At 25.8% G+C, this 14,048-nt stretch carries 15 protein-coding genes and 1 pseudogene; 11 read left to right on the forward strand and 5 right to left on the reverse strand.

Going from position 1 to position 14,048, the window contains the following annotated elements:
* Both QK892_RS17665 and QK892_RS17670 read left to right on the forward strand, forming a co-directional pair.
* Positions 1-233 (forward strand): annotated as a pseudogene (locus QK892_RS17665) (methyltransferase); the annotation flags it as partial.
* 101 nt (positions 234-334) lie between these two features.
* The gene (locus QK892_RS17670; RefSeq protein WP_317274864.1) at positions 335-1,609 is read left to right on the forward strand and encodes an MFS transporter; all 1,275 of its coding nucleotides are present in this window, start codon (positions 335-337) and stop codon (positions 1,607-1,609) included.
* A gap of 65 nt (positions 1,610-1,674) precedes the next feature.
* On the opposite strand, the gene QK892_RS17675 is transcribed toward QK892_RS17670, so the two are convergent.
* Complete coding sequence (locus tag QK892_RS17675; protein ID WP_317274865.1) at positions 1,675-2,511, reverse strand: PHP domain-containing protein; 837 nt, start codon at positions 2,509-2,511, stop codon at positions 1,675-1,677.
* 102 nt (positions 2,512-2,613) lie between these two features.
* Here QK892_RS17675 and QK892_RS17680 point away from each other — a divergent pair, with 102 nt between their 5' ends.
* The 7 genes from QK892_RS17680 to folK are packed head-to-tail and all read left to right on the forward strand — an operon-like array spanning position 2,614 to position 8,005.
* A complete protein-coding gene (locus QK892_RS17680; RefSeq protein ID WP_317274866.1) occupies positions 2,614-3,207 on the forward strand; it encodes an anthranilate synthase component II in 594 nt (197 codons plus the stop codon).
* On the forward strand, positions 3,200-4,543 hold the full coding sequence (pabB, locus tag QK892_RS17685; RefSeq protein WP_317274867.1) for an aminodeoxychorismate synthase component I: 1,344 nt from the start codon (positions 3,200-3,202) through the stop codon (positions 4,541-4,543). Before QK892_RS17680 ends, pabB begins: the two co-directional genes overlap by 8 nt.
* The gene (locus QK892_RS17690) at positions 4,543-5,286 is read left to right on the forward strand and encodes an aminotransferase class IV (RefSeq protein WP_317274868.1); all 744 of its coding nucleotides are present in this window, start codon (positions 4,543-4,545) and stop codon (positions 5,284-5,286) included. The genes pabB and QK892_RS17690 overlap by 1 nt, the downstream gene beginning before the upstream one ends.
* Before the next feature lie 11 nt (positions 5,287-5,297).
* Entirely contained in the window at positions 5,298-5,852 is a 555-nt protein-coding gene (folE, locus tag QK892_RS17695) for a GTP cyclohydrolase I FolE (protein ID WP_317274869.1), read from the forward strand.
* A gap of 23 nt (positions 5,853-5,875) precedes the next feature.
* Entirely contained in the window at positions 5,876-6,349 is a 474-nt protein-coding gene (locus tag QK892_RS17700; RefSeq protein WP_317274870.1) for an HD domain-containing protein, read from the forward strand.
* A 16-nt stretch (positions 6,350-6,365) separates the two neighbouring features.
* A complete protein-coding gene (folP, locus tag QK892_RS17705; protein ID WP_317274871.1) occupies positions 6,366-7,172 on the forward strand; it encodes a dihydropteroate synthase in 807 nt (268 codons plus the stop codon).
* Positions 7,173-7,186: 14 nt separating this feature from the next.
* Positions 7,187-8,005 carry a 2-amino-4-hydroxy-6-hydroxymethyldihydropteridine diphosphokinase gene (folK, locus tag QK892_RS17710; protein ID WP_317274872.1) on the forward strand — a complete coding sequence of 273 codons (819 nt, stop codon included), beginning with the start codon at positions 7,187-7,189 and terminating at the stop codon, positions 8,003-8,005.
* A gap of 281 nt (positions 8,006-8,286) precedes the next feature.
* On the opposite strand, the gene QK892_RS17715 is transcribed toward folK, so the two are convergent.
* Positions 8,287-8,775, reverse strand: a complete 489-nt coding sequence (locus tag QK892_RS17715; RefSeq protein WP_317274873.1) for a DUF4883 family protein — start codon at positions 8,773-8,775, stop codon at positions 8,287-8,289.
* A 117-nt stretch (positions 8,776-8,892) separates the two neighbouring features.
* Between QK892_RS17715 and QK892_RS17720 the strand changes: the two genes are divergently transcribed.
* Together QK892_RS17720 and QK892_RS17725 are read left to right on the forward strand one after the other, a co-directional pair.
* Positions 8,893-9,330, forward strand: a complete 438-nt coding sequence (locus QK892_RS17720) for a hypothetical protein (protein WP_317274874.1) — start codon at positions 8,893-8,895, stop codon at positions 9,328-9,330.
* A 116-nt stretch (positions 9,331-9,446) separates the two neighbouring features.
* Positions 9,447-10,478: a pyruvate kinase gene (locus tag QK892_RS17725; RefSeq protein WP_317274875.1), complete on the forward strand. Its 1,032-nt coding sequence runs from the start codon at positions 9,447-9,449 to the stop codon at positions 10,476-10,478.
* Between the two features lie 242 nt (positions 10,479-10,720).
* On the opposite strand, the gene QK892_RS17730 is transcribed toward QK892_RS17725, so the two are convergent.
* From QK892_RS17730 to QK892_RS17740, 3 genes are all read right to left on the reverse strand, one after another.
* A complete protein-coding gene (locus QK892_RS17730; protein ID WP_317274876.1) occupies positions 10,721-11,041 on the reverse strand; it encodes a DUF1540 domain-containing protein in 321 nt (106 codons plus the stop codon).
* 12 nt (positions 11,042-11,053) lie between these two features.
* On the reverse strand, positions 11,054-11,596 hold the full coding sequence (locus QK892_RS17735; protein ID WP_317274877.1) for an NADH peroxidase: 543 nt from the start codon (positions 11,594-11,596) through the stop codon (positions 11,054-11,056).
* Between the two features lie 137 nt (positions 11,597-11,733).
* A complete protein-coding gene (locus tag QK892_RS17740) occupies positions 11,734-13,851 on the reverse strand; it encodes a sensor histidine kinase (RefSeq protein ID WP_317274878.1) in 2,118 nt (705 codons plus the stop codon).
* Positions 13,852-14,048 lie beyond the last annotated feature (197 nt).

Here is a 14,048-nt window from a genome sequence, read left to right on the forward strand (position 1 = left end):
CATATTTACTATTAGCATATATTATATTTAAAAAAATTTCTTTAAGTAACTTCATAAAAGAAGAAAACAGAAAGAATTTTAATATTAATTATATTAGAGAAGAGTTAAATAAATATAATTTTAAACTTATATCAGAACAAGAATCAGATACATTAAGTAAACCTAGTATATATGAAGATTATTTTTCGCATAATGAGGAAGTTTATTCATATTTATTTTTGGGAAAAAGGTAGGGTTAACCCTATCTTTTTTATTATTTTATAGAAAAAAATGAAAAATTAATACTTGATGTGGTGTAAAGAAAGGATTGTAGAATTATCTTGAGGTGATAAGAATGAGATTTATAAAAAATAAAGAAGATAAGAATATTATATTATTTTATTTAGCAAATTTAATATCAATATTTGGAACTACTATGTACACTTTTGCAATAAGCTTATATACATTGAAAATAACTGGATCAAGCATTAGTTTTTCTACGACCTTGATTTTAAGTATACTTCCTATAATTATATTAAATCCTTTTGTAGGAGTAATAGCAGATAAGTTTAACAAAAAAAAGCTAGTAATTACAGCTAATCTTTTAAATGCAATATTTTTATTTATAGTGTACCTAGTAAGTAATTGGAAGGGGTTAAGTATAGGAATTATATATTTAAGTACTTTTACTATTACTAGTATAAATATTATATTTGATGTTAGCATAGATTCAGCAATACCAAATATGGTTTCAAAAGAAAAATTAGTTAATATTAATGCAGGAAATCGAATAATAGATTCAATATCCTCTATATTAGGACCAGTAATAGGGGGAATAGCATTTGCTATGCTAAATATAGAATTTTTTATATTAATAAACTCTATTTCATTTTTAATTTCAGCTATTATAGATACTTTAATTGATTTTAAATATAATATTAATAGTGAATTAGAAGAAAATCAGTCTAAAAATATTACTATAGAAAAATTAAATTACTTTAGAGAAATAGTAGAAGGCTTTAAATATTTAATAAGTAAAAAGAATATTATAGAAATTCTAACTATATTTATAATAATTAACTTTTTTATATCTTTGTCTGTTACAATTCCAATTCCTATTATACTAAATAATATATTGAAGTTACCCTCAAAAAGTTATGGAATAATCCAAGGGGCAGTTCCAATAGGGATGATATTAGGTGCGTTTATGGTAAAAAAAATTATGACTAAGCACAAATTAAATATTATTTTTTCTACAATAGGTATAGCTATGGCTATAAATATAATATTGGTGGCTATTCCATTATTATTTAAAGATATAAACAATATAAATATATACGTTGCTTATTATTTATTTATAATGCTTTTTATGGGAGTATGTATATCCTTAGTTGATATTCCATTTTCATATAATATGCAAGCAAATATAGATGAAGAATACAGAGCTAGAGCTTTAAGTTTAACCATTAGCATAGTGAAAGTAGTTGTACCTATATCATATTTAATATCAGGACTTTTACTTCAAAGTATAGAAGCATATATAGTAGTTTTATTTGGAGGAATTTCAGTATTAATAGTAAGTATCATATTTAATAAATATGTATTAAAACAAAATAAAGTAAATGCTTAAGACATTTACTTTATTGATAGGGTGTGGTAAAACAAATTGAAATATTACCACATCTTTTTTATTTATTATTTAAAAGATAAAACCCAACTTAACATTGAAACAATAGAATCATCTTTAGGAATATTAACATCTCCAACATTTCCATGAGACATATCATTTGGGATTCCATGACAGTCTGATCCACAAGAAATATATAAATTCTTTTCTTTAGCTAACTTTAATAGATTATTAGTATCAGACTCAGTATTTCGATAGTAGATAGCTTCAATACCATCAAAGCCAAGGTTTATTAACTCTTCTATAGGAGTTTTCTTTACTAATATAGGATGAGCTAAGAAAACTAAAGCATTAAATTCCTTTAAAAGTTTTATACCATCTATTGTTGATAATTTAGTAGAAGGTACATAAGCAGGACAATTGTTCCCTATAAAGTTTTTAAATATATATTCATGATCATAATTATATCCAGCATCTATAATAGCTTTTGCTATATGTGGTCTTGCGATTGTATCTTTTCCATTAGATAGAACCTTGTTAATATCTAATTCTATATTGTGAAGCTTTTTTAAATTTTCAACTATCTTATAAGCTCTAGAAATTCTTTTTTCTTTTAATTCATCTAAAACATTATTTAACTTAGGATTATTATAATTTTTTTTATTAAAAAAGCCTAGAACATGAATTGACTCTCCATTGTATTCAGTAGATAATTCAATACCAGGAATAAAATTAATATTAAGTTTTTCAGATGCCTCAATAGCCTCATTTATTCCTGTTAAAGTATCATGATCTGTCAAAGAAATATAGTTAAGATTTCTTTTCTTAGCCATTTCAATTATTTCACTAGGCTTAAATCTTCCGTCAGAACAAATTGAATGAGTATGCAAATCACACTTAAACATACTATCTCCTTTCAAATTAATAAAATATTATGATATAATCTATACATTAAATTTAGTTTAACACATAAATATCATTTTTAACACAAAATCTGGAGGACAAAAATGCTTTTAATGATAGACAATTATGATTCGTTTGTGTTTAATTTAGTTAGATATATTGAAGAGTTAGGTGAAGAAGTAATAATATACAGAAATGATAAAATATCCATTGAAGAAATTAAAGAGTTGAAAATTGATGGTATAATAATTTCCCCAGGACCTAAATCTCCAAAGGAAGCGGGAATATCATTAGATATTTTACATAATTTTAAAGGTATAAAACCAATACTTGGAATCTGTCTAGGACATCAATGTATAGGACATTATTTTAATAGTAAAGTTGCTAAAGGTAAAGAGCCTGTTCATGGAAAAATAAGTTACATAAATCATAAGGAAGTAGATTTATTTGAAGGAATTAAGAATCCTTTAAGAGTAACTAGATACCATTCTCTTATTATTGATAATGAAAATCTTAATGAAGATATAGAAGTTACTAGTTATACTGAAGATAATATTATTATGGGAATAAGACATAAAAAGTATCCGATTTTTGGATTACAATTTCATCCAGAAGCTGAAATGACAGAAGATGGCCATAAATTATTAGAAAACTTTATTAAGATAACTAAAAAATTTAAGGAGGATATAGATGATTAAAGTAAAAGAAATACAAATAAATTTTAATCCTCTTGAAGTATATAATGTATTTAAGAATGAAAGAGATACTATACTATTAGATTCATCAAAGGAAGATAAGAATTTATCTAAATTTTCTTTTATTGGACTAAATCCTTTTATGACTTTTGAAGCTAAAGGTAATACTTGCTTTATTGATAATGTAGAAGTTTCAGGAGAACCCTTTGATGTTTTAGAAAAACTTATTGAAAAATATAAGATTTCAGAAGATATTTATAGTAATATTCCATTATTATGTGGGGCCATAGGTTATATATCCTATGATATTTGCAGAATATTAGAGGAGCTACCTAATAATAGTGTTGAAGACTTTAAAATAAGTGATATGAAATTTATTTTTTATAATAATATTATTATTTTTGATTTACATAACAATAAGCAATATATAACTTCTTTAAATGATAATGACAAAGAAATAGATTTAATTTTAGATAAAATAAAAGAAACTATAAAAATAGAAGAGCAGCAAGTACAGGATAGAAATAAGAAATTTATTTCTAATTTTAATAAAGAAGATTATAAATTAGCTATAACAAAATTAAAAGACTATATAATAAGTGGAGATGTTTATATAGCAAATATGACTCAAAGATTTTATACAGAAAGTACTGAAGATTCTTTTGAGATATATAAGAAGCTTAGAAGTATAAATAAAGCACCTTTTTCGGCTTTTATGAATTATAAAGATTTTCAAATAATAAGTTCTTCGCCAGAAAGATTTCTTGAAGTTAATAATAAGAAGGTTATTACAAGACCTATTAAAGGGACAAGACCAAGAGGAAAAACAAAGGAAGAAGATTATAAAAATAGTTTAGAACTTTTAAATAGTGAAAAAGATAAAGCAGAATTGTTAATGGTAGTTGATTTAGAAAGAAATGATTTAAGCAAGGTATGTAAACCTCATTCTGTAAAAGTTACAGAACTTTTCAAACTTGAAACTTATGCTACAGTATTTCATTTAGTTTCAACAGTTGAAGGGGAGTTAAAAGATGAAGTGTCTGCTATAAAGTGCATCAAAGAATGTTTTCCAGGAGGTTCTATTACAGGAACGCCTAAAATAAGGGCAATGGAAATAATAGAAGAGTTAGAAGGATTAAAAAGAAATATATATACAGGATCTATTGGATACTTTGATTTTAGAGGAAATGCAGATTTTAATATTGCAATTAGAACAATAGTGAAAAAAGATAATAAGGCTTATTTTGGGGTAGGTGGAGGAATTACCTATGATTCTAATGAAGAAGATGAGTATAATGAAACTTTAGATAAAGCTAAGGCATTAATGAGGGTATTATAATGAGAAATATAATTTTTAATGAAAATAAATTAGAGCTAGATAATGGGTATTTTTTTGGAAGAGGTGTATTTGAGACTATATTAATTAAGAATAAGCCTGTCTTTTTGAAAGAACATATTGAAAGACTAAATAAGGGGATTAAGGCTTTAGAATTAGGTGAAGAGATATTAATAGATGATATACTTAGGATTATAGATAAATATGAAATAAAGTATTGTGTACTTAAAATAGCTGTTTCAGAAAAAAATATTGTATTAGAAATACGTGAAAATAAGTACAAAGCAGAAGATTATTTAAACGGCTTTTCATTAAAGATTTCTAAAATAAATAGAAATTCTAAGTCTAAATTAACTTATATAAAATCACTTAATTATCTAGAAAATATTCTTGAAAGAGAAGAAGCTTTAAAAAATGGATATGATGAAGTACTATTTTTAAATGAATATGGTTTTGTAGCTGAAGGAAGTATTTCAAATATATTTGTTGTAAAGGAAGATAAAATATTTACACCAAATGTTGAATGTGGACTGCTTCCAGGAGTAGTTAGAAGATTTATTATAGATGAATTTCAAGTTGTTGAGAAAGAAATTACATTAGAAGAATTATATAATGCAGACGAGGTATTTATCACAAATAGTTTATTAGGTATAATGGGAATAAGTCAATTAGAAGAAAAGATTTTTAAAGACAATAGAATAACCACTAGAATAAGAGACAAATATGAAGTAAGAATTGGAGATTAGGAGGAATATTTATGATAGATAAGGAAAAGATTCAAGAAGGTGTAAGGCTTATAATTGAAGGAATAGGGGAAGATCCTTTTAGAGAAGGATTATTAGAAACTCCTGATAGAATTGCGAGAATGTATGAAGAGATATTTTCAGGAATAGGTAATACGGCTGAAGACGATCTATCTAAAACTTTTACTGTTGAAGGAAATGATTTAATCTTAGAAAAAGATATTACTTTTTATTCTATGTGTGAACATCATTTTGTACCTTTCTATGGGAAAGTTCATATAGCATATGTACCAAATGGAAAAGTGGCAGGGCTATCAAAGCTAGCTAGATGTGTTGAAGTGTACTCAAAAAAACCACAACTTCAAGAGAGACTTACGGCTGAAATAGCGGATGCATTAATGAAATATTTAGATGCAAAGGGTGCCATGGTAATTATTGAGGGGGAGCATATGTGTATGACTATGAGAGGTGTTAAGAAACCAGGGGCAAAAACTGCTACTACAACTTATAGAGGATGTTTCTTAGAAGATTATAATTTAAGAAGAGAAGTTATGAGTTTAATTAAATAATTTAGAATATAGAAGGTGAAAGCTTGGATAATGTTAATATTATTTTAAATCATCCTAAATATAAAATGTTACTAGAAGAACTTAATAATATTGAAAAAGAACGAAAGTTTTGTAATCATACCCTAGAACATTTCTTAGATGTGGCTAGGATAGCATATATTATTGTTTTAGAAAAAAAATTATGTTATAGTAAGGAGGTAATCTATTCCATTGCTTTACTACACGACATAGGTAGAGTGGCAGAGTACAATAATGGTGTAGATCACCATGAAGCTAGTGCTATAATTGCAGAAGAATTATTGCAATATACGTCTTTTACGAAAGAAGAAAAGACTTTAATAATAAAGTCTATAAAAGAACACAGAAGAGAAAGTGAAGATGAATTATCTAAAATAATATACAAAAGCGATAAACTTTCAAGAAATTGCTTTAATTGCATGGCATATAAGGAGTGCTATTGGAAGGAAGATAAAAAAAATAATAACATAAAGATATAGCAAAAGGGAGAGAAATATGAAGATCGGGGACAGAATTATTAACTTAGAAGAAAGAACATATGTAATGGGTATATTGAATGTAACACCAGATTCTTTTTCAGATGGGGGAAATTATAATACTATTGAATCTGCAGTTAAAAGAGCAAAAGAAATGGTTGAAGATGGTGCTGATATTATAGATATAGGCGGTGAATCTACAAGACCAGGCGCAAGTTATGTATCAGAGGAAGAGGAGATACAAAGAGTCATTCCAATTATAAAAGCTATAAAAAAAGAATTGGATGTATTAATTTCAATAGATACATATAAAAGCAAAACAGCGGAAGAAGCGATTAAGGCTGGTGCTGATATTATAAATGACGTTTGGGGATTTAAAAAGGATAGTAATATGGCCAAAGTTGCAGCAAAGTATAATGTGCCTTGTATATTAATGCATAATAGAGAAGATAAGCCATATTCAGATTTTATGAATAATATTTTAATGGAATTAATAGATAGTGTAAATATTGCATTAGATGCAGGTGTTAAAAGAGAAAATATCATATTAGATCCAGGCATAGGTTTTGCAAAAACTTATGAGCAAAACTTAGAAGTTATGAACAATCTTGAAAAAATAGTTAATATAGGATTTCCAGTATTATTAGGAGCATCAAGAAAATCAATGATTGGACTAACTTTAGACCTTCCTGTAGATAGTAGATTAGAAGGGACTATTGCAACGACCGTAATGGGAGTAATGAAGGGTTGCCAAATAGTAAGAGTACATGATGTTTTAGAAAATAAAAGAGCTTGCACTATGACAGATAAAATAATTAAAATGTAAGTAGAGGATATACTATGGATAAATTATACTTAAAAGATATAGAGATTTTTGCTAATCATGGAGTTTTTAAAGAAGAAAAATCTCTAGGTCAAAAGTTTATACTTTCCTTAGAATTAGATCTTGATTTAAGTTATGCTGCTAGGACTTGTGATCTAAGTAAATCAGTTCATTACGGTGAATTATGTCATAACATAGAAAAAGAGTTTCAAAAAGAATCCTATGATTTAATTGAGACAGCAGCAGAAAAAATTGCTGAGTATGTTTTAAAAAATTATAATTTAGTTCATGGAGTTAAGGTTCTACTAAAGAAGCCATGGGCTCCTATCGCAAGACATTTAGATACTGCAGCAATAGAAATTTATAGAAAGTGGCATAAAGCTTATATTTCTATAGGAAGTAACATTGGAGATAAAGAAGAAAATATAAAAACTTCTATAGATAAGCTTAAGGAATGTAATGAAATTGAAGTAACAAAAGTTGCAAGTATAATTGAAACAGAACCTTGGGGATATGAAGAACAAGATAGTTTTAAAAATACAGCAATAGAAATAAAAACATTTCTAAATCCAAGAGAACTTATGACAGTGTTGTTAACAATAGAAAAAGATATGAGAAGAGAGAGAATAATAAAATGGGGTCCAAGAATAATAGATTTAGATATTATTTTCTTTGATGATTATGCTACATCTGATGAATATGTAACTATACCTCATCCAAGAATGGAAGATAGAGAATTTGTTTTAGCTCCATTAAATGAAATAGCACCGAATTTCATACATCCATTAAACAAAAAAAGAGTTTTCAGGATGTTAGAAGAGATAAGAAATAAATAAGATATAATAAATAGGATGTTGAAAATAATTTTAATATTTATCAGCATCCTATTTTTATTTAGAATCATATAAAATGTTCACCGTATTAATGGCTTCCATAACTCCGAAGAATATATCTTCCATAATTTCGAATGAATATAGATTTCATAATTCAGAATGAATATAGATTTCATAATTCCGAATGAAATGAGGAATTATCACCTTTAGTTAGAAGGAGATAAATAGTATATTACGGCGACTTGGAGCGCATGCGACGGAGCAAGGAATATACTATTTATCTCCTATCCCTCAAAGCCACTAGAAACCTTTTTAATATATTCACAATACTTATAAAGATTATAGTAATCAGGAACATCTTCCATAGAAATTGTATCTTGAGGATAAACACCATCCCAAGGATGAATTGAAATTAAATTATCATTATAGGCATTTATTATATATTTATCATTTGAAAATTCTACTATAATTTTATACTCTGGAGTTAAATCAGAATCAATATTTATATCATAACTTTCATTCTTTAAGGTATCTATGAACTCAGGAATAATACTGTGTTCTTCTTTATTTACATCATAATATTTATATATATTTAAATCGAATATCTTAATTGTATAATCTTCATTTTTATTTATTCTATCTTTTATTTCGTTTGTATAATAATTAGCTATAGGTTTTTCCTTAGGTCTTATGTATTGAGATTCATTAATATTACAACTTGTAAGTATAGAAGTAATTGTAAGGACTAGAATAATGCTAATAAACTTTTTCATAGCAACCTCCTTTGGGATTAAGTTCTATATTAACATATTCTTTTAAGAGTGACTTTAGAACATTTTATAATAAAGAGAATAAAATGAAATAACAATAAGGTAGTTTTGGGAGGGAAATTGAAGTACGGAATAGATATAAATAGCGAAAAAATTTCAAGTTTTATTACTGATAAGTTAAAATCTAAAGGGAACTTTATAGTAAATTTTAACGAAAAAAACAGTATCAGTACTGGAAGAACTTTATTAAAAAAAGTATTGATTGCTTATATTACTAAAATTGATTTCTATTTTGCTATTGATTTTAAGGAAAATATAGTTGCTAGTGAAATTTTTTATAGCGAGTGTGATTGTTCCATATTGATAGGAAGAAAACTACTAAATATTTTTGATGATATACTTCAAGAGGTTATATGTGAAAAAGGTGAACATCTGTATTTAATTAAAAATATAGATGCTCCAGTTGTATATATAAGAATTCCGTTAGAAGAAAAAGAGAAGCTAGAGGAATTCGTAATAAATAAAATAATTACTTTATTAGAAAGTATAAAAATATAATACACAAACCTATTAAATATAATTAAATATAAATATTTAATTATATTTAATAGGTTTGTAATAAAATTCAGTGCTTCATAGTAAAAATAAATGATAATAATAAAATGGAGAATAAGATGAACATAATAGCAACTGTAGGGCCAAAAACTATTGATAAGTGGATTATTAAGGAACTTATAGAAAGTGGAGTAGATATATTGAGATTAAATTGTGCACATTTTAGTAAAGAAGAATTTGAATTAGTAATAAAATACTCTAAAAGTATAAAAAGTGATATACATATACTTGTTGATCTATCAGGGAAAAAAGTTAGAATATCTAATGATTTAAAATATATCTACAAAATATATAATAATCAAGAAGTATTTTTTTGTGGCGAAGACTATTATAATAGTCTAGATATTAATGAGATTTCAAAAAAAAAATATATACCATTAAATATAACTACTGAGAAGATTAAGAGGAGTAATGTTGAAGCTATATCAATTAAGGACAATACTATGAAGTTTGAAGTTTTAGATGTAAGTGATGGAATAGTAAAGACAAAGGTGATGAAGGGGGGAATAATAAGAGCTGGGAAAGGATGCAATATTACTAATATATATGATGAAGAAAATATCATTAGTAAAAAAGATAAGGAAAATATTATCTGGGCACTTGATAATAATTTGGATATTATTTGTCAATCATTTGTTGAGTCAAAGAGAGATATAGATGAAATAAAAAGATATATATATGAAAGTACAGAAGAAAAGAATTATGATATTTGGGCTAAGATAGAAACTCCCATGGGGATAAATAATATCGATTATATTTTAAAGAGTGTAGATACTGTTGTAATTGGCAGAGGAGATTTAGTTCCAGAAGCGGGGCTATTAGATGCTATTAAGATGCAAGAAAAGGTTATTAAGGTAGTTAAGAGAAAGAATAAAAGGGTTATTATAGGAACACATTTATTAAATAGTATGAAGAATGGGAATCCAGCAACATTACCTGAAGTTGAAAGTATCTATAAGTTTATTAATGATGGCGTAGATGGATTTTTATTAGCAGGAGAAACATCTATTGGAAAAGCTCCAATACAAACTGTTAAATTTTTAAAATCTACCATTGATTATTATAAGAAAGACATAAAAAAATATGAATAAAGGGAAAGTTATACTATCAATGCTTTGGATAATTCTTGGAGCAGTAATTTTATTATTAATTTTTTATGTGTATAAATTATTTATTAGGTTTTAGGCATTTAAAAATTATTTATGTTTTGTAACAGTATTGTCACAAAGTAAGAGTATTATATAAATATAGTTGTTAGTGCTTAACGATTAGTTATTTATCCCCTTAATGAAAAAATGATATCTTGGCAAAGATATCATTTTTTTTGTTTATATCATCTTTTGCAAAAGCTTTCGCAATTTGTTTCACTATATAAATTAGCTCCGTGTCCTGAAACATATATAGAATCAAGTGAACATAATTGGTTATCATTATATTTGCAACTTTCAACATTACAAACTAAACAATCACAAGGATTACCTTTATCAAATGTGTTATTTGTTAAAGAACCATATGTTTCACTATCTAAGAAAGAACCGCAACTAGTATCTGAATCTTTAGTTGAGTTTTTCCCAACAACATTTATTCTATTAGAGTAGCAAACCATATCTTTATTATGAGAACAATTTACTGCATTACAATTTATTAATTGCATTATATCACTCCTTTATTGAAAATATCTATTTAATAAGCCTTTAAATGCACATCCATGTCTAGCTTCATCTTTACACATTTCGTGTACTGTATCATGAATTGCGTCTAAATTAAGTTTCTTGGCTAAGTCTGCTAATTTCTTTTTGCCATTACATGCACCATATTCTGCTTCTACTCTTGCTTGTAGATTAGCTTTAGTGTCTGGGACAACAACCTCACCTAATATTTCAGCAAATTTGCTAGCATGCTCAGCTTCTTCAAATGCGATTCGCTTGTAGGCTTCAGCAACCTCAGGGTACCCCTCACGATCAGCTTGCCTTGACATTGCTAGATACATTCCTACTTCAGTACATTCAGCACTAAAGTTAGATCTTAAGGATTCTAAAACTTCAGAATCAAGATTATTTATTGTTCCGATTCTATGCTCATCAGCCCAATTCATTTCATTGTCAATTTCTTTGAATTTATCTGCACCAACTTTACATACAGGACAGATTTCAGGTGGTGTATCACCATTATGGATATATCCACAAATAGTACATACAAACTTTTTCATCAATACTCCTCCTTTTGTAAATTTTACTAAAGTATAAAAGACATTAGTAGTATTTACTAAATCGAATAAAAAATACATAAAAAAAGCTTACAAAATATATTAGATTATATATTTTGTAAGCTTTCATAAAATATAACTTAAAAAAGTTCATATATATCAGATAACTCACTCAGAATTTTTTCATCATCAACAAAATATCTAAAGTTAGTATCTGTGAGAATGCCTTTTTCAGAAATAGCAGGTAAATTAACTAGAAATTCACTGCCATCTGTGTACTTGCGATTAATCTTAATTGTACCTCCGTGCAGTTCAATTAATTCTTTAGTAAGTGCAAGACCTACGCCACTTCCTTCAGTATTTCTAGAAAAAGAATTATCTACTTTATAAAATCTATTGAAAACCAAATCTTTTAAGTTGTCTGGTATTCCAATACCAGTATCTTTTATTGAGATAGTAACATTGTTATCAGAAGATATTATTGAAACTAATATACTTCCATTTACATTATTAAATTTAATGGCATTAGATAATAAATTTAGAATTATTCTTTCAAATGCATATGTATCTATCTTTAAATATAGTTTTTCTACATTAGTATCAAAAGTAATACTAAGATTTTTAAACTTAGTATAAGGTATAAGTGAAAGAGTTAAATCTTCAATAAATGGAATAATGTCTACTAAAATTAAGTCTAGCTTAGCAGTTCCTGAATCTATTTTAGTAATATCAATTAAGTTATTAATTAGTCGCAACATACGCAAACAATTTTGCTTAACACTTTTTTCATATTTATTAAAATATTCTTTTAGTGAATACAGATCTCTATCTTTTAAAGCTCCCATTAGTTGAACAGAAGAATATATTATATTAACTGGAGTTTTAAGTTCGTGGCTCAGATTAGAGAAAAAATTATTATTAACTGAGTTTAGAACAATTTTATTATTGAATTCATCAAAAAGCTTAATATATAAATCATTTTCATTTAAATTGTTATAATTATTTATTGCATTAACAGAAGTTTTATAATATTTAAGAGCATCTTTATAATTAGAAAGTTTTTCATAATCATTAGATATTAATTTATATAAATTGATAGTTGATTCATTATGAATCTTGTTAGACAATAATAAAGCCTTTTTATGATGTAATAAGGCTTTTTCGTAATTCTTCAATGCAAAATATAAGTTACCATAAGCTATTTCTAACCAAAATTCAAAGTCTTTAGAATTAAATTTAGCAAGATTACTTTTATATACATAGTTAGCATTATCTAAATAATAAAATAAATCTGTTAGAACAATGTTATAAGTACTCTCATGCTCAATTATTTTATAATGTACATTTATCAGATTATATCTAGCAAGATAAATATCAAAATGATAGGAATCTATATTGTATAATTCATTTTTGTATAAAGTTAAGAATTTCTTTGTATCATCAAATATATCATCAATTTTATAAATGTATTCTAAAATATTAGAGTAGATAAAGAGCTTAAATATGCTAGGTAATATATCATTATGACTCTTTAGTATTAATTTTAACATATTTATTCCTTCATGTATTTTTCCCATTGCTAAATAAGTACATCCTATATTATATTTTACCAATATATCTACATTAAGTTCATCATTTACTTCAGCACTAGATAGTGCTTTGTTAAATAAATCAATAGCAATGTTATGTAAGTTTAAATACTTATAATAAATAGTACCAATTAATATTAGTGCTTGGGAAGAGTAATATCCCTCATATTCTGTTAAAATTTTAAAAGCATTATTAATATTACTATATAGTAATTCATCTATATTATAAATTTCAAGCTTAATTAGTGCTGTATTTAAATATAGGTACAACAATAACTCCTTAAAATCATTATTTTCTAAGTAATTAATAGCAAGATTATAATAATTAATATGTTTATCTATATTCTCTATTTTTAAATATGATATAGATAATATAGTGTATAGATAACTAGTTAAAGAAGGAGTATATTTCAAATCTTCACTTTCAGCTAAATTATTAAAAAGTTTAATAGCAGAAAAGTAGTCATTTAATTTAAATTTACATAGACCTATTGTAAATTTAACATATAAAAAATCTTCAATATTTAAATTCTCTTCGACCAATTTGTTCTGCATTGTTACCATAGTATTTGAAATATAAGAGTCAGTAACAAAGATTTCTGGTGAGAAAAATATATAATTTATTGTCTTTATATAAAATTCATTACAATCTAATAGCTCTTTATTCATAGTCTGCAAGTAAATCACCCCCCCCATTGAAGAATTTAAATATGATAACATATTACCATATATAGTATAAATTGTATAATGTTATTGCATTAATTTTAAATTAAAAATATTTTTCATTTAATTTATCCTTTATAATTATAACACTGTAATAACTTAAAAAGAATTTGAAGGTTAATTAATTTTCATCTAAATGGAAT

It is taken from the genome of Clostridium lamae (assembly GCF_033043255.1).
Taxonomy (GTDB): Bacteria; Bacillota; Clostridia; order Clostridiales; family Clostridiaceae; genus Clostridium; species Clostridium lamae.